Origin of the sequence: Microbacterium daqui, from assembly GCF_050408675.1 — a bacterium.
In the GTDB taxonomy this organism is placed as follows: domain Bacteria; phylum Actinomycetota; class Actinomycetes; order Actinomycetales; family Microbacteriaceae; genus Microbacterium.
Map to the genome: position 1 here is coordinate 224512 of NZ_JBNTKF010000002.1, position 19578 is coordinate 244089.

Here is a 19578-nt window from a genome sequence, read left to right on the forward strand (position 1 = left end):
GGACTAAAGAACATGTCGATCTTCCTGAACAAGGATTCCAAGGTCATCGTCCAGGGCATCACCGGTGGTGAGGGCACGAAGCACACCGCCCTGATGCTGAAGGCTGGCACGCAGGTCGTCGGTGGCGTTAACGCACGCAAGGCTGGCACCACGGTTGAGCACGTTGACGCAGCCGGCAACCCGGTTTCGCTGCCCGTGTTCGGCTCGGTTGAAGAGGCTATGAAGGAGACCGGCGCTGATGTGTCGATCGCTTTCGTTCCTGCTGCTTTCACCAAGGCCGCCATGGTCGAGGCTATTGACGCTGAGATTCCGCTGCTCGTCGTGATCACCGAGGGTGTTCCCGTCGGTGACTCGGCAGAGGCCTGGGCTTACGCGATTGAGAAGGGCAACAAGACCCGCATCATCGGTCCGAACTGCCCCGGCATCATCACCCCGGGCGAGGCTCTCGTTGGCATCACGCCGGCAAACATCACGGGCAAGGGCCCGATCGGTCTCGTCTCGAAGTCGGGCACGCTGACCTACCAGATGATGTTCGAGCTGCGCGACCTCGGCTTCTCGACCGCAATCGGTATCGGTGGCGACCCCATCATCGGCACGACGCACATCGACGCACTCGCGGCGTTCGAGGCTGACCCCGAGACCAAGGCCATCGTCATGATCGGTGAGATCGGTGGTGACGCTGAAGAGCGCGCCGCTGACTACATCAAGGCGAACGTCACCAAGCCCGTCGTCGGCTACGTTGCTGGCTTCACGGCACCCGAGGGCAAGACCATGGGCCACGCTGGCGCTATCGTCTCCGGCTCGGCTGGTACTGCACAGGCAAAGAAGGAAGCCCTCGAGGCTGCCGGCGTCAAGGTCGGCAAGACGCCGTCTGAGGCTGCCGAGCTGATGCGCGCCATCATCGCTTCGCTGTAATCCCCTCCGGATTCACCAAAACGCCCCCGTCGTTGGACGGGGGCGTTTTGCGTTGCAGGGTCCGGAACCTCGGGGCTAGAACAAGGGAGGAGCCCCCGCCGTGCGGCGAGGGCTCCCGAAATGCGTCAGACGTGACTTACGCGAACAGCGCCTCGATGGGGCCGCGTGCGAAGAAGATCACGAAGCCGGCGGCGACGATCCACATCAGCGGGTGGATGGTCTTGACCTTGCCCGAGAGCGCCTGAACGACAACCCACGTGACAAAGCCGGCACCGATACCGTTGGCGATCGAGTAGGTCAGCGGCATCGTCGCGACCGTGACGAAGACGGGCAGCAGCACCGAGAAGTCCGACAGATCGATGTTCTTGATCTGGCCCATCATCATGGCACCCACGATGACGAGGGCGGCGGCTGCAACCGAGCCGGGAACAAGTCCCGTGATCGGCGTGAAGAACATCGCAACGATGAACAGACCACCCGTAACCACGTTGGCCAGACCCGTGCGCGCACCCTCACCAATACCCGAGGACGACTCAACGAAGACCGTGTTCGAGCTGGTCGACGTCAGACCACCGGCGATAGCGCCAACACCCTCGACGACAAGCGCCGACTTGATGCTCGGGAAGTCACCCTTCTTGTCTGCCAGTCCTGCTTCTGTCGCGAGGCCCGTCATGGTTCCCATCGCGTCGAAGAAGTTCGAGAACAGCAGCGTGAAGACGAGCATCACGATCGCGATGAGCGAGACCTTCGTGAAGTCGAACGAGAAGTCAACGGCACCGATGAGGCTGAGGTCGGGCAGGCCGACGAAGCCGGTGAAGTTGAACAGACCCTCCTGCGGGTTGATCAGGTTGATGATGCCGGCGATGACGGAACCAGCGACGAGACCCAGCAGCAGGGCACCCTTGACCTTGAGTGCGACGAGCGCACCCGTGATGAGAACGGTGATGACGAACAGCAGGGTCGCGATCGAGGAGATCGAGCCGCCCTGGCCCAGCTCAACCGGCGGCGACGGCAGCGTGGTGGAGGTGGAGAAGCCCGCGTTAACGAAACCAATGAAGGCGATGAAGAAACCGATAGCGACGGTGATGGCGATCTTCAGCTGCATGGGAACAGCGTCAAAGATCATCTTTCGCAGACCCGTAGCGGCCAGCAGCACGATGAGCGCACCGTTGATCGCGACCAGAGCCATGGCCTCGGGCCACGTCACGTGACCGACGACCGAGAACGCGACGAACGCGTTGATACCGAGACCGGCAGCGAACGCGAACGGCAGACGCGTGACCAGACCGAACAGAATCGTCATGACACCGGCGGTCAGTGCGGTTGCCGCACCCACAGCCTCAAACGACAGCTCGTTGCCGGCGATGTCGGGCTTCCCCGACAGAATGATCGGGTTGAGGATCACGATGTAGGCCATCGTCACGAACGTGACGACACCGCCTCGGATTTCGGTACCAACGGATGAACCGCGCTCCGAAATGTGGAAGAAACGGTCGAGACCTGATTTCGCTTCAGTAGGCGTTCCAGTCGCCATGAAATCTCCTGTACGGGTTAAGGGGATGGGGATGGCGCTGACCCGGGAAAGGAAAGATATGCCACTCACAGGAATTTACCAGCCAGGAACCTCGGAATGGGCACGTATTCAGGCAGAAATATTTGAATCGTCGGGTGGGACGAGCCGCGGCGACTTCGACGGCATGCCGATCGTGGTCGTCACGACGGTGGGCGCGAAGTCCGGCACCCTGAGAAAGACGGCACTTGTGCGGGTCGAGCACGACGGTGCCTACGTGATCGTCGCGTCCGTTGGCGGCGGCCCCAAGAATCCCGCCTGGTATTACAACATTCGCGCAAACCCGCATGTCGAACTCCAAGATGTGAGCGACAAAGCCGATTATCGGGCGCGTGAACTCGACGGCGCCGAGCGCGACGAGTGGTGGGCGCGCGCGTGCGAAGCGTTTCCGCCGTATACCGGGTATCAGCGCAAAACCGAGCGCATCATTCCGGTCATTCTGTTGGAGCGGATGGAACCATCACCTGCGTAACGCGCGTCGGTGCGCGCGAAGATGGCGGGTCACAGCGCGGGATCAGGGGGAGGAGTGCGGCGCCCGGTAGGGTCAAAAGGCCATGCACCGCCTGATCATTGCTCTCCTTGCCGCCTTTGACGCCCTCGTCGCCGCGGCTGTCGGGCTCGTTGCCGTGCTCGCGCCGCTCACGGTGATGTGGGCGGTGTCGCTCGGTGCCACGCACTGGGAGGGTCTGTGGCCGGCGACCGCCACGGTGTGGCAGCTCGGCCACCATGTTCCGCAGACAATCACTCTGGAGCCCGAGTATCTGATTGCCAGTGGCGTTCCGGTGGAAGCCGCAACGTTCGTGCTGTCGCTGGCCCCGCTGGCGTTCTTCGCGTTCACGGCGTGGGCGGGTGCGCGATCTGGTGCGCGTGCGGCGCGTGCGGGCGGTTGGATCACTGGCTTCGTCTCCGGCGCCCTGATTTTCGCGCTCGCGGCAGTAGTCATTGAGCTCACGTCATCCAACGCGATTGCCGCTTCCGAGGCCGGGCTGGCGGTCGCGCTACCGACCCTCGCGTACGGTGTTCCGCTGTTGCTCGCCGCGGTCGTTCGCGCCTGGATTGACGGCGACGACGGCCCCATCGACGCTCTCCACGATTGGGTCGATGGTCTGCCGACGGTGTGGGCCGAGACACCCGCGCTGATTATGCGGGGTACCGCCGCCGTGCTGCTCGGGTTCGCGATGATCTCCGCAGTTGGCGTTGTCGCCTCGATTCTTACGCGCGGCAGCGAAGTAATCGCGCTCTACCAAGCGTCGGGCGTCGACGCGATAGGCGCAACAGTCTTCGCGCTCGCGAGCTTCGCCTACCTCCCGACCCTCATGATCTGGTCGCTCGCTTGGATTTCGGGCCCCGGAATCATGCTCGGCACCGGCGCCTCGGTTTCTCCCGCCGCAACCCATCTCGGCGTCTTGCCGGGGCTGCCGCCGTTCGGACTGGTTCCGGAGTTCTCCCACACCTTCCTGCTCGCCGTCATCCTGCTGCCGATCGGCGTGGGCCTGCTCGCTGGCTTCCTGCTCCGTGCACGCTACGCCGCCGTCGTCGGCGATGACGAGCCCTATGTGCCGCGAATCGTCATGGCGGCGTCGGTTGCCGCGCTCGCGGCGGGTGTTGCTGCCGTCGCGTTCGTGCTCGCGACCGGATCGCTCGGCCCGGGCCGCATGGCCGACTTCGGCCCGCACATTGGTCTCGCCGCCCTCGCCCTCTTCGTTGAGGTGCTGATCGGTGTCGCGATTCCGCTCCTGTTGCCGCGCGCGAGTGATGATGAATTCGACGCGTACGACGAGAGTGCTGCCGATGACGAGCCCGGCGAGGCTGACGCGGGTATGTCCGACGATGAGACCGGCCCGGTCGACGCTGCGGAAGATACCCCGCTCGCAACGCGCGATGCGCTTGCTCCCGCACTCGTGGTTCCGGAACCATCGGATGCCTCCGAAAAGGAGCATTCGAACGATGACACAGAGACAAAGCCCATCAGCGACGCGCACTAGACTAGTCGGGTGCTAACGGTCGCCGTACTTATCTCGGGCACAGGATCAAATCTGCGTGCGCTGCTTGAAGCAGCAAGCTCCGCTGATTATCCGGCTCGCATCATCGTTGTCGGTGCCGACCGCGAAGCCGAGGGTCTCGCTCATGCGGAGGCATTTGGAATCCCGAGTTTTGTGGTTCCGTGGCAGGGTAAAGACCGCCGCGCTGAGTGGGGTGCCGAGCTTGCCGAGCAGCTCGCCGTGTGGAACCCCAACCTCATTGTGCTGTCTGGCCTCATGCGCCTGCTGCCCGCCGCTGTCGTGAGCGAGTTTGCGCCCAACATCATCAACACACACCCCGCCTACCTGCCGGAGTTCCCCGGTGCGCATGGTGTGCGCGACGCGCTTGCCGCACAGGTTTCGCAGACGGGTGCCAGTGTCATCGTGGTCGACGAGGGCGTCGATTCCGGTCCGATTCTCGCTCAGGAGCGCATTGCGATCCTGCCTGGCGACGATGAACATGCCTTGCATGAACGAATTAAGCCCGTCGAGCGGCGTTTGCTGATCGACGTGGTCCGTGACATTGCGAACGGTGCCATTGACTTGGCGGCGCATCGCGAACCAACCCCGCACCCCTGAGAGGACGCACCATGGCAGGCCCACGCCACGATTCTGCTGATTACCGTGAACGCGACGTCGTTCCCGTTCGCCGAGCACTTGTTTCGGTCAGCGATAAGTCGGGTCTGCTTGACCTGGCTGCCGCCCTTGCCGAAGCTGGCGTCGAGATTGTTTCGACCGGTTCGACCGCACAGACGATCCGCGACGCGGGCCACAACGTCACCGACGTGTCGAGCGTCACGGGCTTCCCGGAGTCGCTTGACGGCCGCGTGAAGACGCTGCACCCGAGCGTTCACGCGGGTCTGCTCGCTGACCTGCGCCTCGAAGACCACGAGCGTCAGCTCGGAGACCTCGGCATCGCGCCGTTCGAGCTCGTTGTCGTGAACCTGTACCCGTTCGTTGAGACGGTCGCCTCGGGTGCCCAGGGCGACGACGTTGTTGAGCAGATCGACATCGGCGGCCCGGCCATGGTGCGCGCATCCGCGAAGAACTTCGCGAACGTTGCCATCGTTGTCTCGCCCGCTTCGTATGGTTCCGTTATCGACGCAGTCAAGAGCGGCGGAACCACGCTGGCCCAGCGCCGCGAGCTTGCGGCTCGTGCGTTTGCGCACACCGCGAAGTACGACACCGCCGTTGCCGCATGGTTCTCGGAAGAACTGCTCACCGACGGCTACGAGCTGCCCGAGCACCTCACGATTCAGGCTGAGCGCCTGTCGACGCTGCGCTACGGCGAGAACTCGCACCAGCGTGCCGCGATTTACACCCGTCAGGGTGGCCGTGGCATCGCACAGGCGCAGCAGCTGCAGGGCAAGGAAATGTCGTACAACAACTACGTGGACGCCGACGCTGCCCTGCGCGCTGCTTTCGACATGGTCAAGCCCGCTGTCGCGATCATCAAGCACGCGAACCCGTGCGGTATCGCGGTGACGGCACCGAACGCGCTCGACCCGATCGCGTCGGCACACTTGCGCGCCCACGAGTGCGACCCGGTTTCGGCGTACGGCGGCGTGATCGCCACCAACGGCAAGGTCACGCTCAAGATGGCGGAGAACCTGCAAGACATCTTCACCGAGGTCATCGTCGCGCCGAGCTACGAGCCCGAAGCACTGAACCTGTTCAGCAAGAAGAAGAACCTGCGCGTGCTGCAGCTGCCGGAAGACTGGCAGCAGGAGCGCATGGACGTGCGCCTGGTTTCGGGTGGCCTGCTGCTGCAGGACGCCGACCGCTTCCCCGACAACATCGCATCGGTCGCCAACGACTGGCAGCTCGTCACCGGCGAGCGCCCCGACGACGCGACGATGGAAAACCTCATCTTCGCGTGGAAGGCGTGCCGCGCCGTCAAGAGCAACGCGATCGTGCTCGCGAAGGGCTCGGCCACGGTCGGTATCGGCATGGGCCAGGTCAACCGCGTGGACTCGTGCCGCCTCGCCGTCGAGCGTGCGGGCGACCGCGTTGTCGGTTCGGTTGCCGCATCTGACGCATTCTTCCCGTTCGCTGACGGCCCGCAGGTGCTCATCGACGCCGGTGTTTCGGCGATCGTGCAGCCCGGTGGTTCCGTGCGCGACGACGAAGTGATCGCCGCCGCTCGCGCCGCGAACGTCACGATGTTCTTCACCGGAGAGCGCCACTTCTTCCACTAAATCTGTGGGGCTGACGGGCGCCGGGTTCTTTCGAGGATCCGGCGCCCGTTTGTGGTTCTGGGGTGGCACTGTCGGGCTGAGTGGGCGAGCGGAACCATGGTGTCTGATTTCCGCTAGTTGCGGTGATGGGGGCGTGGCAGAGTGGAGGCATGACGAACCCGACGACCTTCGATGAGCGGTATCGCGCGATTAGTTCGCGCGATGCGCGTTTCGACGGCCAGTTCGTCACGGCGGTGCGCTCGACCGGCATCTATTGCCGCCCGTCGTGCCCGGCGCGCACGCCGAAAGAGGCGAATGTCACGTTCTATCCGACGTCGGCGGCAGCTCACGAAGCCGGATACCGCGCGTGCAAGCGGTGCCTGCCGGAGGCCGCGCCCGGATCCCCGGAGTGGGACGTGCGCTCCGACACCGCCGCCCGCGCGATGCGCCTTATTGCCGACGGCGTCGTTGAGCGCGAGGGCGTTGATGGGCTCGCGCAACACCTGGGCTACTCGAGCCGACACCTGACGCGCTTGCTTACCGCCGAGCTCGGCGCCGGCCCGCTGGCGCTTGCCCGCGCGCACCGCGCACACACGGCGCGCATGCTGCTCGTCGGCACCGACCTCAGCATCACCGACGCCGCGTTCTCGGCGGGGTTCGCGAGCGTTCGCCAGTTCAACGACACAATTCGCGAAGTGTTCGACATGACGCCCGGAGCACTCCGGGCGCGACGCCGTGAGCACGCTGATGCGACGCCTGGTCTCATTGAACTCACCCTGCCGTATCGCGAACCGTTCGATGCCGCCGGACTCTTCCAATGGATGGCGGCGCGCGCCATCGTCGGCACCGAAGAAGCCACCGCAACGTCGTACAGTCGCGTGATCGCCCTGCCCGGCGGCCCCGCGTGGATGCGGCTCACGCTGTCGGGCTCTCGCCTCGCGCTCGCCGCCCGACTCACCTCACTCTCCGACCTGCGCGTGCTCGTCGCGCGCGTGCGGCGCCTCTTCGACCTCGACGCCGACCCGCAAGCCATCGACGCGGCGCTCGCCATGGTTCCACTCGCCGCACCGCTCGTTGCGGCACGCCCCGGCATTCGCGTGCCCGGTGCGATGAGTGGCGATGAGATGCTGATTCGCGCGATGATCGGGCAGCAGATTTCGGTGCCGGCGGCGCGCACGCACCTCACCCGCCTCACCGAAGAGCTCGGCGAGATGACCGATGTTGGGCCGCAGCCGGCACGGTTGTTTCCGACGATGCGCGCGATCGCAGACCACGGAACCACGGTGTTGCGAGGGCCGTCGGCCCGCACGCGAGCGATCGTGGAGGTTGCGCGCCGCCTCGCCGACGGCGAGCTTGAGCTGTCGAGCGGTGATGATTCGGCTGAACAGCGGGCTGCGCTACTGGCGCTCCCGGGCGTCGGCCCGTGGACTGCCGACTATGTGCGCATGCGCGTCGTGGGCGACCCCGACATTACGCTGCCCGGCGATGTCGCCGTGCGTGCCGGAGCGCGAGTCATCGGCGCCCCCGACGACCCCGCGGGCTTCACCGCGTGGGCCGAACAGTTCGCACCGTGGCGTTCGTACCTCACCGCGCACTTGTGGCGCGCCTCCGCGGCACCGCAACCGTCCTCAGAAAACCTCTCGGCATCGTCGCCGAAGACAGCGAAAGAAGCCTCCGAATGAGCGCCACGATCCAATTTCTTGACACGGCCGATGGCCCCTTCGGAATCCTCGCCCTCGATGGTTCCGTCATCGCCTCCGGCTGGACCGACAGCGCCGACGCCCTCCTCGCCCGCCTCGCCGAGAAGCGCCGCCCACTCGACATCGCCGACGGCGACACCGGGGGAGCGGCCGACGCCGTGCGCGCGTTCTACGCCGGCGACCTCGCGCCGATCATGGCGGTGCCGGTGACACAATACGGAACCACGCTGCAGCACGCGGGCTGGCGCGCGCTGCGCACGATCGCCCCGGGCGCACCCCTCACCTACAGCGAGTTCGCCGTGCACCTCGGCTCGCCGTCCGCGGTGCGTGCGGCGGCTTCGATCTGCGCGCGCAACGCTCCCGCGCTGTTCGTGCCGTGCCATCGGGTGCTGCGCACCGACGGAACCATGGGTGGGTTTGCATGGGGCGTGCCGGTGAAAGAGTCCCTCCTCGCGCGCGAAGCGGCGGCGTAGCCCGCCCAATCGCACCCGGGGTTCCGCTCCACAAACCGCATCCCTGGTTCCGTCGTTCGCGGGAACAACCGAACCACATCGTGGTTGCACCCGGAGTGACGGCACTGGCGCCGAAAATTAATCCTTGCGCTCAGCGAACTCACAGCTATATTCTGGAGGGCTGTTGTGTCAGTCGGCACAATTTCCCTGAGGTCGAGGAGGCCACCATGCACACGAATGTCATCGACGCGTCTGTTGCCCTGCGCCCGGCCTTCAATCGCCGCATGCCATAACCGGCACTACGCATGGCCCAGCCTGAGGCCCGATCAGGTTCGCGAGCTTGCTCGCCACGCGCCCTGTGCGCCCCATTTTCTGTACCAAGCTTTTTAATCCCACAAGGATCATGACTACTCCCGCGCCTTCTGTAAAGAGTTCTTTGTCGACCCCGCGCGCACTGTTGCGCCTGAGACCTTTTGTTCGTCCGATCGCTGGTCGGCTTATCCTGGGCGGCTTGAGCGCCCTCGGTGGTGCCGTTATTGCGCTGATGATCCCGATTCTGCTCGAAGCTGTGATCAGCGGCCCCGTCGCACGCGGCGAAATCGTCGCCATCGTCTGGGCATCGGCGGCGGTGCTGCTGCTTGCCCTCGGCGAGGCGCTCATGGTGTGGCTACGCCGCTACTTCGTGCTGACGCCAGCGATGACCGTCGAATACAACATGCGCATGTCGTTCTACTCGCGACTGCAGCAACTGCCGGTGTCGTTCCACGACCGTTGGGGCTCGGGCCAGCTCCTGAGCCGCATGATGCAAGATATCGGCCTCATCCGCCGCTGGCTCGCATTCGGCCTCATTCTGTTGGTCGTCAACATCTTGACGATCATCATCGGTGCGGTGCTGTTGTTCCGCTGGCACTGGTTGCTCGGAACCATTTTCTTGGTTTCCGGAATTCCGCTCTGGATTCAGGGATACCTGTTTGAGAAGAAGTACGGCGCGTTGTCGCGCTTGAGCCAAGACCAGGCGGGCGACCTTGCTACGCAGGTCGAGGAGAGTGTGCACGGTATTCGCGTGCTCAAAGCATTCGGCCGTGGCAAGCACGCGCTGCGTAAGTTTGCGAGCCAGGCGGAAAGCCTGCGCGAGACCGAGATCAACAAGGCCAAGGCTGATGGTGCCATTTGGTTCTGGCTCGTGATGATCCCGGATGTTGCCTTCGCCGCCAGCCTGTTCGCCGGCATCTGGCTTGCCACGCAGGGTGCGCTTGATCCTGCCCAGCTGTTCGCATTCTTCGCGATGGCGACGGTGTTGCGTTGGCCGATTGAGTCCATTGGCTTCCTGTTCTCGTTCATGATTGACGCCCGCACCGCGACCGACCGTGTGTTCGAGGTGTTCGACGAGGTCAACACGATCACCGACCCTGAGAAGCCGGTCGAGATGCCGACATCGCGCGGCGAGCTGGTGTTCGAGGGCGTGCACTTTCGGTACCAAGACGCCGGAACCGCCGAGCACGACCTGCTGAACGGTGTCGACCTCGCGCTTAAGCCGGGGGAGACGATGGCCCTCGTTGGTCTGACCGGCTCGGGCAAGACGACGCTCACGACCCTGCCGACGCGCCTGTACGACGTGACGGCCGGTCGTGTGCTGCTCGATGGTGTCGACGTGCGCGACCTGCGCCTGAAAGACCTGCGTCGCCACATCGCGATGGCGTTCGAAGACGCGACGCTGTTCTCGGCGACCGTGCGCGAGAACGTGCTGCTGGGTCGCGCCGAGCTTGATCCGCACAGCCCCGAGGCCGAGCGCGTCATGCGCGAAGCGCTCGGCATCGCGCAAGCGGCGTTCGTTGATGACCTGCCCGAGGGTGTTGAAACGGTGATCGGCGAAGAGGGAATGAGCCTCTCCGGTGGTCAGCGTCAGCGTCTCGCGCTTGCTCGAGCCGTGGCTGCGGCCCCCGCAGTGCTCGTGCTCGACGACCCGCTGAGCGCCCTCGACGTTGACACCGAGGCGCTCGTTGAGGCCGCGCTTCGAGAAGTGTTGCAGACCACGACCGCACTCATCGTGGCGCACCGCCCCTCGACGGTCGCGCTCGCTGACCGCGTCGCCCTGCTCGAAGCCGGACGAGTGACCGCCGTCGGCACGCACTCCGAGCTGATGGCCTCGAGCGAACACTATCGACACGTCATTTCGAGTCTCGAAGATGAACAAGCCCGCGCGCGGGAGACGGAGGTGAACCTGTGAGCACCGTCATCGGAACCCAGGGTGAAGAACGCCTGGACTACACGAAGGCCGAGAGTAAGGCGATCCGTCGCCGCTCGATGAAGCTGCTGGGCTCGCTTGTGAGCCCGCTCAGATGGTGGCTTGTGCTGGCTGCGCTCGTGCTCGTTGTCTCGACCGCGTTCCGCGTGGCAGCGCCGGCGATCATCGCGTACGGCCTTGACGTCGCACTGCCTGCCGCAATGGCGCAGGAGTGGGCTCCCACCTGGGTCGCCTCGATTCTGCTCGTCATCGCGGGCATCGGTGGTGGCGCACTGATCGCGGCGTACGCCGTGCTCGCCGCCAAGCTCACGCAAGCGGTCATGCTTGACCTGCGCAAACGCATCTTTCTGCACACGCAACGACTGAGCCTCGAGTTTCACGAGTCGTACACGTCGGGCCGCATCATTTCGCGTCAGACGAGCGACCTCGAGTCGATCCGCGAGCTCCTCGACGGCGGCCTTAACCAGCTCGTCTCGGGCCTGCTGTACGGAGGCTTCACGCTCGCCGCACTGCTCATTCTGGACTGGCAGTCGGGCATGGTGCTGTTCGTCATGTTCATCCCGCTGTACTTCTTGATGCGCTGGTTCTACGTGCGCTCGCAACTCATCTACCGCGAGTCGCGCGTCGTCTCGGCCAAGGTCATCGTGCAGTTCGTGGAGACCATGACCGGTATCCGCGCGGTCAAGGCATTCCGCAAAGAACCCTCGAACGACGAAAAGTTCGCTGACGTCGGTGGGCAGTACCGTGACGTGAACCTGCGTTCGATGAAGCTCTACGGCACGTTTGACCCGGGCATGATGGCGATCTCGGCACTCGCGCTCGCGGCCGTCGTGCTGCTCGGTGGCGTGCGCGGTCTCGAGATCGGTGTGCTGCTGGCCGCCGTGCTCTACGTGCGCAACTTCTTCAGCCCGCTGCAAGAGGTCGCGATGTTCTTGAACTCGTACCAATCGGCAACCGCAGCCCTCGAAAAGGTGTCTGGCGTGCTCGAAGAGCAACCCACGGTTCCGGACCCCGCAAAGCCCATCGACCTGTGGCAAGCCCGCGGCGACCTCACATTCGACAAGGTCACGTTCGGCTACTCTGCCGACCGTACGATCCTGCCGAACTTCTCGCTGGAGATTCCTGCGGGGCAGACGATTGCGCTGGTCGGAACCACGGGAGCCGGAAAGACGACGCTTGCGAAGCTCGTGTCGCGCTTCTACGACCCCTCCGAAGGTTTCGTGCGGCTCGACGGCGTCGACCTGCGTGCGATGCACCCGAAGGACCTGCGCCGCGCCATCGTGATGGTGACGCAGGAGGCCTACCTGTTCAGCGGCACCGTCGCCGACAACATCGCGCTCGGCAAGCCCGAGGCGACGTTCGCGGAGATCAAGGCGGCCGCTGAGGCTGTGGGTGCTGCGGCCTTTATCGAGGCACTGCCCGACGGCTACAACACCGACGTCAACAAGCGTGGCGGACGCGTGTCAGCAGGCCAACGCCAGCTGATCTCGTTTGCGCGTGCGTTCTTGGCTGACCCGGCGGTGCTGATCCTCGACGAGGCAACGGCGTCGCTCGACATCCCGTCTGAGCGTCAGATTCAGGAGGCGCTGCAGACGCTGCTCGCCGACCGCACCGCGATCATCATCGCGCACCGTCTGTCGACGGTCGCGATCGCCGACCGCGTGCTTGTGATGGAACATGGCCAGATCATCGAAGATGACGCCCCTGCCGCACTCATCGCCGGCACCGGAAAGTTCGCCCAGCTCCACGCCGCCTGGCGCAACAGCCTGGTGTAGATCAGGTGTAATTCTGAGGTAGGTCTGAGGTAGTTCTGCGATGCGCTTCGTGCGCTCGTGTGGGGCTCGAGTCACCCGACTCGGGCCCCACACTCGTTTCTGCCCCCCACACCGCAACCCCTGGTTCCGTGTCCCGTGGTTCCGTGTCCGACCCGCGCTCGGTTCCGTGCCTCGGATCCCGCACCCATGGTCCCGCAGCCCTGGTTGCGCGCCCCGAATCCCGCGCCCTCGTTCCCACCTGGCCCGCCGTTGCGCGCCCCATCGTCACGGCAGGAGGTGATTGTCGCGAGAGGAGGTGATTATGCGTATTTTCACCGCCGCCTCCTGTCGCGAAAATCTCCTCCTCTCGGAGCAAGGCGCGCGGAGCCACGTGGCGAGGCGCGAGCGGAACCACGCGACTAAGCGTGAGCGGAACCACGGGGCAGGGGAGGGTGGAACCTCGGGGCGCGAGGGGCGGAATCGGTGCGGAAAGCGCGGGTGGGGCCGTGAAAACCGACGGCATGCCGTAGACTCACGCCGTGTCTATTGCAGCTCTTCAGAATCAATTGTCAACACCCTCCGGTTTCGCAGCCGCGGTGAAGGCGCCCAAGGGTCTCCTCACGGGAGCCATCGGTTCGCTTGTCGCGGCAGTCTTTATGGTGGGTATGAATCTCTTCCAACTCGGCGACGCGTCAGGCTGGGACTGGAAGCTCATCGAACGCTACTTCCTGACCGCCGACGCTATCGAATTCACAGGTCGTCGCTCGGGCGTCGCCGAGATGTTGCGTTACGTCTGGGTGTGGGGCCCGGTCTTGATGGTTCCGCTCGGCATCGTGCTGCTGATCCTGCACTTCGCGATGAAGGGGCGTAAGGGTGCCCAGCTATTCGCTGACTTCCAGCAGCGCGGGTGGATCGGCCGTCAGCGTTCTCTGGCCGTCTCAGTGCAGAACGGCAAGACGCAGACGCCGATCGCGCTCGTTGGCCCGGCAGCGGCGCCCGAGGGTTATGTTGACCAGCCCGCCATGCAGTTTGCGGAATGGACCAAGACCCTCGACAAGAAGGGTATCCGCGAGGTGTCCAATACCGCGCTCAAGGCTGGCGCGCTGATCGCGGCCGCGGCACCGACGGTACACCCGAACCTGCCGGCCGACATGATCGTCACCAAAGAGCAGAAGGGTGGCGAGCTCGTTGTCGTCATTCCGCCGGCCAACGGTGCAAGCAAGGGCCACAAGGTCTTGATGATCAAGGGCCAGAACGCCTAAATAACCACGCTAAACGCCAAAGGCGGTGAGGGCTGAGCCCTCACCGCCTTTTTACATCGAAAGCGTTACGGTGCGCTGATCTCTGCGACAACCTCGCCGTAGTCGGTTTCGCCAATCGCGGTGAAGCCCACCGACTCGAAGAAGCGCTCGGGGCCACCCTCGCCTGCTTCGTACATGACGGTGACGTGGTCGAAGCCCTTCTCAGCGGCCACGCGACGTAGCTCGCCCACAATGAAGCGTCCGACGCCGCGGCGCTGGTCGTCCGCATCAACGTTGATGCGCCACAGCACGCTGCGGAACTGCTCTTCCATGGCTTCGGGGTCGAAGTTCGCGCTCACGAAGGCAACAACCTCGTCGCCGTTCAGAACAACGCGCTGCCAGGTGGTCTGCGGGTTCACAACGGTGGCGGCGATGCCGTAGGAGATTGGGGCGAGAAACGCCTCCTGGCCTGGCTTGAGGCCCAACTTATTGACAGCGACGATGGTAGCCGCACTGAGTTCTACGAGTCGGAGGTCGGTCATGTGGACAGGCTAACGCCTATTCGAGCGCCAATGCCAAGAATTCACCGGAAAGTGTGCACGAGACTCAAGGGAGAGAACATAAAAGCGCAGATCTTCGCGGAGAAGTACAAACATCCACATCTGAAACAATTCACGCAAAAAAGCTCCGAAAACGACGAAGGCCGCCTCCCATCACCGGGAAGCGGCCCTCAAAAACGTGAGCTTAGTCGTGAACCCAAACCTCGGTTCCGATGGGCGTCCAGTCCCACAGCCACTTGGCATTAGCCTCGCTCAGATTCATGCAACCGTGGCTCATCTTGTTGCCAAAGTTGTCGTGCCACCACGTGCCGTGGAACGCCTCGTCGCCGTTGTAGTACATGACCCATTTGACGTCTTTTGTGCAGTAGTCGTAGCCGGGCACGCAACCCATGTCTTGCATCACAACGTGTGAGTTGATGCGGAACGTACCGCGCGCCGACTCGTACGGCGGCAAGCCCGACGACGTCAGCATGACGCGCACGGTCTGGCCGTTCTCCCACACATAGACCGTCTGCTCGCTGACGTCGACCTCAATCCACCGCTCGAGCGTGGTTTCTTTCGGCTCAACCGTCGTCACGGTCAGCGGGTAGTGCCCGTTGCCCTCTTCGAGCTGCGTTGCGAACGCGCTCGCAATCTTGGAGACGTCACCGATCGTGCGACCCTCAACACCCTCCTTGGTGTAAATCGAGTCGGGCAACTGGTTGCCCTGGCGGTCAACCAGCTTCACGCCGTCAACCGCGGGGCGGTCAACCTTGGAGGGTAGCGTCGCGGTGAACTTTGCGATTTCAGCCTCATTCGCCGAAATGACAAGAGTGCCATCGTCGGAGAACGAAGGCGTGATCCAGGTGGCAGCAAGAGGGGCATCGACCGGAACCGTGCGCTCGTCGCCGACATAGAAGCCTACGTCTGCAGTCAGCGCGTTGATGTCATCGGCCGCAGTCTGAGCTTCTTCCGTCGTCAGCAGTGCCGGAATCGCGGTCGTCTTCACCTCGACCGTCGCGGCACCCTTTTCTGATGCCACGGCGTCAGCCAGGGCCGTGCGTACGGTGTCGAGCGAAATGCCTTTGCCGTCGGCAGCCGGGATCACCGTGTAGGCGCCTGTGGTCTTGTTGAGCGTGAGCTCGGCGTCGACGGGGTCAACGTATAGGTCGGGGAGCGCCGCGCGCAGTGCGTCCTGCGCCTGGGCATCATCGATCGAAACGGGTGTGGTGGCAGCGTCGCTGCCCCAGCTCGACACGTTCCACGCCGGAGCGGAGTTAAACGCTTCAGCGGCAACCGCCTCGGCGTCAATCGTTGCGCCCAGGTCAGCACCGGTGAGCGTCACGGTGCCAGCAGAGGTCTCGAGCGTCACGGTCGCGTTTGCGACGCGCGCGTCGATCGCGTTGGCGGCGGCAGACTTGGTCAGGCCGCCCACCGGAACACCAGCGGCACTCACGCCCGGGGCGATGAGCGTCATCGAGGCGACAACGAGACCAGCAACCACGCCAGCAGCCGGAATCGCGATCCACGGCCAACGCCGCTTGTGCTTCTTCTTCGGCTCTTCGCTTGCCGGAGCCCAGGTATAAACCTGACCATCCGCGCCGACCGTCGAGCCAGAGCCAGAATCTGAGCCAGCAGCACCGGCGGCACCAGTGGCGGTCATAGAGGCATCGGCAACGGTCGCGTCGTCGGTATTCTCCGGCGCGCTGTCGTGCTCGTCGTATGCGTTGGCCATTGCGGGCCCCCTTCGTCAGTCCCCAACCCCAATCGTAAACGAGCACGGAGCCATAAAAGGCGGGATCGGATCACGGTTCTGTCGCGATTGCCTGCCGACTTCCTGCACATCGTGCCCAGCACCGAAACCGAAACCGAAGGCTTCACGATCACCGTGACGAGCTCCGGCGCGCAGCTCGCAGCCGCGTCGCCAGCCGGCTTGGTGCGAGCAGCCGCGGCGCTGGATCAGCTCCGTGACGCGGCTGGCACCGCGCCCCTCGGCGAATGGCGTGGCGATGCGCCTGCGCACTCTTGGCGTGGCCTCATGCTTGACGTCGCACGCCACTTCCGCCCTGTTGACGACGTCGAACGCATCCTGTTGCTCATGGCGCGGCATCGCCTCAACGTGCTGCACCTTCACCTCACCGACGACCAAGGGTGGCGCTACGAGGTTGCGGGCTACCCGCGCCTCACGACCGTCGGCGCGACCCGCATCGAGACGCAGCGTGGTCACGGTCCGCAGAGCCAGGTCGTCGCTGGCGACCATGCCGGCTTCTACACGCGTGCTGACCTGGTGCGCATTGTGGCGTATGCCGAACGCCTGCACATCACCGTGGTTCCGGAAGCAGAGTTTCCCGGCCACGTGCAGGCCGCCATCGCCGCCTACCCGGAGCTCGCGACCGCAACCGAGGCCCCGACGGTTCCGTGGCCGAAGTTTGGCCTCAACCCGCACACCCTCAACCTGCGGCCAGAAACCCTCGAGTTTTGTCGGGCAGCAATTGCCGCGCTTGTCGATGTCTTCCCCTCGCCGTGGATTGGCGTTGGCGGCGATGAAGTGCCTACCGCGCAGTGGGCGGCCGACCCGGCAACCGCGGCACGCATGGCCGAGCTCGGCATCGCCGATATTCACGACGTGCAGCCCTGGTTCACCGCGCAACTTGTCACGATGGTCGAAGAACTCGGCCGCACGCCCTACGCGTGGGACGAAGTGCTCGCGGGGCCCGTCGACACGAGCATGCTCATCGGTATTTGGCGCGGCCCGGTCGCCGCCCGAGTCGCCCATAACCGCGGTCACGAATTTATTTGGTGCTCCGACATGGAGGCGTACCTCGACTACCGCCGGGGCGAGGGCACCGACGAACCCACCCCGGTGGGTCCGCCCCTGACCGTCGAAGACGCGTGGCAGTTCCGTGTGTCAGAAGGCGCTCGCGGCGGCCAGGCAAACGTCTGGACCGAGCACCTCCCCACACGCGATCGCGTTGACTTTGCGCTGTTCCCGCGCCTGGCCGTCATTGCTGAGCGGTTGTGGGCGGGCGGCGAGCCGGGAGAATGGAACAGCTTTGCCGGCGCGCTTTCGACGCACATCGAGCGATTGGCTGAGTGGGGCGTTGCCTATCGCCCGCAGGATGGCCCGCGTCCGGCGCAGCGCACTCCCGGAATGCCGGGGGTTCCGCGTTCGCGCGAGGAGCGCGAAGCCATCGTCGCAGACCTCGTTTCCGACATCATCGATGTGTAACAAATCTATATCAGGAGAAGAAAAGTTGATGAATCCCCTTGCGCTGAAGTTTGTTCGTAAGGTCGACTAACAAACATCATGATGGCATCGGAAGCGCAAGGTAGCGCAACACCACAGGCAGCCCCGGTAAGGGCCGCGCAGTTTCCCACTGCACGTTCGGCTCGTGCCCGCGGCAAGGTATTGCCGGAGCATGCCCGCAGCCACAACCGTTCGCTCGTTCTGCAGACTCTCTTCCACGAGGCCGCAATGAGCCGCGCAGACCTGTCGCGCGAAACGGGGCTGACGCGAGTGACCATCTCTGATCTCGTCGCTGAACTGATTGACGACGGCATTGTTGCAGAAAAGGGTCTGCGCGAGGGCAACCGCCCCGGCAAGCCGGCAACGCTCGTCGACATTGACCGCCAGGGCCACCAGATCATCAGCGTCGATCTGTCTGAGCCCGATGTTTTCCGCGGTGCTGTGCTCACGCTCGACGGCGAAATCGTCGTTCGTGTTGATGAGCACGAAGCGCGGGGGATCACGGGCGAAGCAGCGCTCGAAGCGACGATTGAGCTGGCACGCAAGCTCGTGGCTCAGGCCACGGCGCCGCTGCTCGGCATCGGAATCGGCACCCCGGGTGTCGTCAACCTCGACGGCGTCGTGCTGACCGCCCCGAACTTCGGTTGGCGCGACACCCCCATGTGCCAGCGCGTCCGCACGGCAACCGGCCTCCCGGTTGTCGTCGCCAACGACGCTAACGTTGCTGTCCTGGCGGAGCAGACGTTTGGCGGCGCCACCGCTGACACGCTGCTCGTTCGCATCGGCCTCGGTGTTGGTTCCGGTCTGCTCGCCGCAGGCCAGGCCATGATCGGTGGCCACTTCGCCGCCGGTGAAATCGGTCACGTGACCGTGGCAACCGACGGCGGCCCGCAGTGCGCGTGTGGCAAGGTCGGCTGCCTCGAGGCCTGGCTCGCCGTTCCCGCACTCGTTGCGCGCATCGCGGCGACGAACGACCGCGAGGGCGTGCTGCGTGATGCTGGTGAGCGTCTCGGTATCGCCTTGGCGCCGGTTATCGGTGTGCTCGACCTCTCTGAGATCGTAATCGCCGGCCCGGAAGAACTTGTCGGCGGCATTCTCATCGACACCGCTTTGGAAACCGTGCGTGCGCGCACACTGGCGGGAATCCACGACGGCGTTGACATGCGCCTGTCGGGTCAGGGGCCAGACATTGTTCTCCGCGGAGCAGCCGTGATGGTGCTCGCGACTCAACTTGGAGTGTTCTAGGACGCTCCGCCCGGGCACAGACGCCCACCCACCCACCAAGAAACAACGGACAAACTATGAACCGGAAGCTCGCAGCGGTTGCCACCTTCGGCATTGCCGCTCTCGCGCTTGCCCTGGACGGAACCACGGGGTTGCGTCGCTTCCGTTACATCGTTTTCCCGTACCTGCGTAGCGTCTTCACGGTCGTGCTCATCCTGCAGGTGATCTGGAACCTCAACATCTTCACGCAGGTCTACGCCCTGCAGAGCCGCGGTGGTACATGCTCTCCACGGATGCCGACGCTGTCGTGGTCGGCGGTGGCGTCGCCGCTGTTGGCGACCGTCTGTTTGATGACATTCGCGCGATCTTCCACCGAGAGGCAGAACAGTCACCGTTTCTGCGTTCGCTGCATTTCGCTGAAAGAATGGAAGCGCTACCGGCGGCGTCGCCCGCGGCGGCACTGGGTGCCGCTCTTGTCGGGGTAGCGGAAATT

16 protein-coding genes are annotated in these 19578 nt (G+C 64.4%); 13 read left to right on the forward strand and 3 right to left on the reverse strand.

The window, feature by feature from the left end; translation table 11 throughout:
• Positions 1 to 12 precede the first annotated feature (12 nt).
• Positions 13 to 915 (forward strand): succinate--CoA ligase subunit alpha, encoded by a 903-nt coding sequence (gene sucD, locus ACQUSY_RS02375; protein WP_428902914.1) that lies wholly within the window; start codon positions 13 to 15, stop codon positions 913 to 915.
• A 136-nt stretch (positions 916 to 1051) separates the two neighbouring features.
• Here sucD and ACQUSY_RS02380 read toward each other — a convergent pair whose 3' ends face one another.
• Positions 1052 to 2449: an NCS2 family permease gene (locus ACQUSY_RS02380; protein WP_428902915.1), complete on the reverse strand. Its 1398-nt coding sequence runs from the start codon at positions 2447 to 2449 to the stop codon at positions 1052 to 1054.
• Positions 2450 to 2507: 58 nt separating this feature from the next.
• Between ACQUSY_RS02380 and ACQUSY_RS02385 the strand changes: the two genes are divergently transcribed.
• The 9 genes from ACQUSY_RS02385 (at position 2508) to ACQUSY_RS02425 (ending at position 14096) form a co-directional block, all read left to right on the forward strand.
• Positions 2508 to 2957 carry a nitroreductase family deazaflavin-dependent oxidoreductase gene (locus ACQUSY_RS02385; RefSeq protein ID WP_428902916.1) on the forward strand — a complete coding sequence of 150 codons (450 nt, stop codon included), beginning with the start codon at positions 2508 to 2510 and terminating at the stop codon, positions 2955 to 2957.
• 82 nt (positions 2958 to 3039) lie between these two features.
• On the forward strand, positions 3040 to 4470 hold the full coding sequence (locus tag ACQUSY_RS02390; RefSeq protein WP_428902917.1) for a cell division protein PerM: 1431 nt from the start codon (positions 3040 to 3042) through the stop codon (positions 4468 to 4470).
• A 9-nt stretch (positions 4471 to 4479) separates the two neighbouring features.
• Positions 4480 to 5085, forward strand: coding sequence for a phosphoribosylglycinamide formyltransferase (gene purN, locus ACQUSY_RS02395; RefSeq protein ID WP_428902918.1), 606 nt, complete (start codon positions 4480 to 4482; stop codon positions 5083 to 5085).
• Between the two features lie 11 nt (positions 5086 to 5096).
• Positions 5097 to 6704 (forward strand): bifunctional phosphoribosylaminoimidazolecarboxamide formyltransferase/IMP cyclohydrolase, encoded by a 1608-nt coding sequence (gene purH, locus ACQUSY_RS02400; RefSeq protein WP_428902919.1) that lies wholly within the window; start codon positions 5097 to 5099, stop codon positions 6702 to 6704.
• Positions 6705 to 6853: 149 nt separating this feature from the next.
• Positions 6854 to 8365, forward strand: coding sequence for a DNA-3-methyladenine glycosylase 2 family protein (locus ACQUSY_RS02405; RefSeq protein ID WP_428902920.1), 1512 nt, complete (start codon positions 6854 to 6856; stop codon positions 8363 to 8365).
• Entirely contained in the window at positions 8362 to 8856 is a 495-nt protein-coding gene (locus tag ACQUSY_RS02410) for a methylated-DNA--[protein]-cysteine S-methyltransferase (protein ID WP_428902921.1), read from the forward strand. Before ACQUSY_RS02405 ends, ACQUSY_RS02410 begins: the two co-directional genes overlap by 4 nt.
• 382 nt (positions 8857 to 9238) lie before the next feature.
• Complete coding sequence (locus tag ACQUSY_RS02415; protein ID WP_428902922.1) at positions 9239 to 11062, forward strand: ABC transporter ATP-binding protein; 1824 nt, start codon at positions 9239 to 9241, stop codon at positions 11060 to 11062.
• Complete coding sequence (locus ACQUSY_RS02420; protein ID WP_428902923.1) at positions 11059 to 12855, forward strand: ABC transporter ATP-binding protein; 1797 nt, start codon at positions 11059 to 11061, stop codon at positions 12853 to 12855. Before ACQUSY_RS02415 ends, ACQUSY_RS02420 begins: the two co-directional genes overlap by 4 nt.
• Positions 12856 to 13373: 518 nt before the next feature.
• Positions 13374 to 14096: a hypothetical protein gene (locus ACQUSY_RS02425; RefSeq protein WP_428902924.1), complete on the forward strand. Its 723-nt coding sequence runs from the start codon at positions 13374 to 13376 to the stop codon at positions 14094 to 14096.
• Between the two features lie 65 nt (positions 14097 to 14161).
• On the opposite strand, the gene ACQUSY_RS02430 is transcribed toward ACQUSY_RS02425, so the two are convergent.
• Together ACQUSY_RS02430 and ACQUSY_RS02435 are read right to left on the reverse strand one after the other, a co-directional pair.
• Positions 14162 to 14617 (reverse strand): GNAT family N-acetyltransferase, encoded by a 456-nt coding sequence (locus ACQUSY_RS02430; RefSeq protein ID WP_428902925.1) that lies wholly within the window; start codon positions 14615 to 14617, stop codon positions 14162 to 14164.
• A 202-nt stretch (positions 14618 to 14819) separates the two neighbouring features.
• Positions 14820 to 16349 (reverse strand): L,D-transpeptidase family protein, encoded by a 1530-nt coding sequence (locus ACQUSY_RS02435; RefSeq protein WP_428902926.1) that lies wholly within the window; start codon positions 16347 to 16349, stop codon positions 14820 to 14822.
• Between the two features lie 111 nt (positions 16350 to 16460).
• On the opposite strand from ACQUSY_RS02435, the gene ACQUSY_RS02440 reads away from it, so the two are divergent.
• The 3 genes from ACQUSY_RS02440 (at position 16461) to ACQUSY_RS02450 (ending at position 19570) form a co-directional block, all read left to right on the forward strand.
• A complete protein-coding gene (locus tag ACQUSY_RS02440) occupies positions 16461 to 17843 on the forward strand; it encodes a beta-N-acetylhexosaminidase (RefSeq protein ID WP_428902927.1) in 1383 nt (460 codons plus the stop codon).
• A 78-nt stretch (positions 17844 to 17921) separates the two neighbouring features.
• The gene (locus ACQUSY_RS02445; RefSeq protein ID WP_428902928.1) at positions 17922 to 19106 is read left to right on the forward strand and encodes an ROK family protein; all 1185 of its coding nucleotides are present in this window, start codon (positions 17922 to 17924) and stop codon (positions 19104 to 19106) included.
• A gap of 56 nt (positions 19107 to 19162) precedes the next feature.
• Complete coding sequence (locus tag ACQUSY_RS02450) at positions 19163 to 19570, forward strand: hypothetical protein (RefSeq protein WP_428902929.1); 408 nt, start codon at positions 19163 to 19165, stop codon at positions 19568 to 19570.
• Positions 19571 to 19578 lie beyond the last annotated feature (8 nt).

Excerpts from the sequence above, each read along its gene's own strand:
- sucD (WP_428902914.1), top strand. The coding sequence starts at position 13 with ATGTCGATCTTCCTGAACAAGGATTCCAAGGTCATCGTCCAGGGCATC.
- ACQUSY_RS02380 (WP_428902915.1), bottom strand. The coding sequence starts at position 2,449 with ATGGCGACTGGAACGCCTACTGAAGCGAAATCAGGTCTCGACCGTTTC.
- ACQUSY_RS02385 (WP_428902916.1), top strand. The coding sequence starts at position 2,508 with ATGCCACTCACAGGAATTTACCAGCCAGGAACCTCGGAATGGGCACGT.
- ACQUSY_RS02390 (WP_428902917.1), top strand. The coding sequence starts at position 3,040 with ATGCACCGCCTGATCATTGCTCTCCTTGCCGCCTTTGACGCCCTCGTC.
- purH (WP_428902919.1), top strand. The coding sequence starts at position 5,097 with ATGGCAGGCCCACGCCACGATTCTGCTGATTACCGTGAACGCGACGTC.
- ACQUSY_RS02405 (WP_428902920.1), top strand. The coding sequence starts at position 6,854 with ATGACGAACCCGACGACCTTCGATGAGCGGTATCGCGCGATTAGTTCG.
- ACQUSY_RS02410 (WP_428902921.1), top strand. The coding sequence starts at position 8,362 with ATGAGCGCCACGATCCAATTTCTTGACACGGCCGATGGCCCCTTCGGA.
- ACQUSY_RS02415 (WP_428902922.1), top strand. The coding sequence starts at position 9,239 with ATGACTACTCCCGCGCCTTCTGTAAAGAGTTCTTTGTCGACCCCGCGC.
- ACQUSY_RS02430 (WP_428902925.1), bottom strand. The coding sequence starts at position 14,617 with ATGACCGACCTCCGACTCGTAGAACTCAGTGCGGCTACCATCGTCGCT.
- ACQUSY_RS02435 (WP_428902926.1), bottom strand. The coding sequence starts at position 16,349 with ATGGCCAACGCATACGACGAGCACGACAGCGCGCCGGAGAATACCGAC.
- ACQUSY_RS02445 (WP_428902928.1), top strand. The coding sequence starts at position 17,922 with ATGATGGCATCGGAAGCGCAAGGTAGCGCAACACCACAGGCAGCCCCG.
- ACQUSY_RS02450 (WP_428902929.1), top strand. The coding sequence starts at position 19,163 with ATGAACCGGAAGCTCGCAGCGGTTGCCACCTTCGGCATTGCCGCTCTC.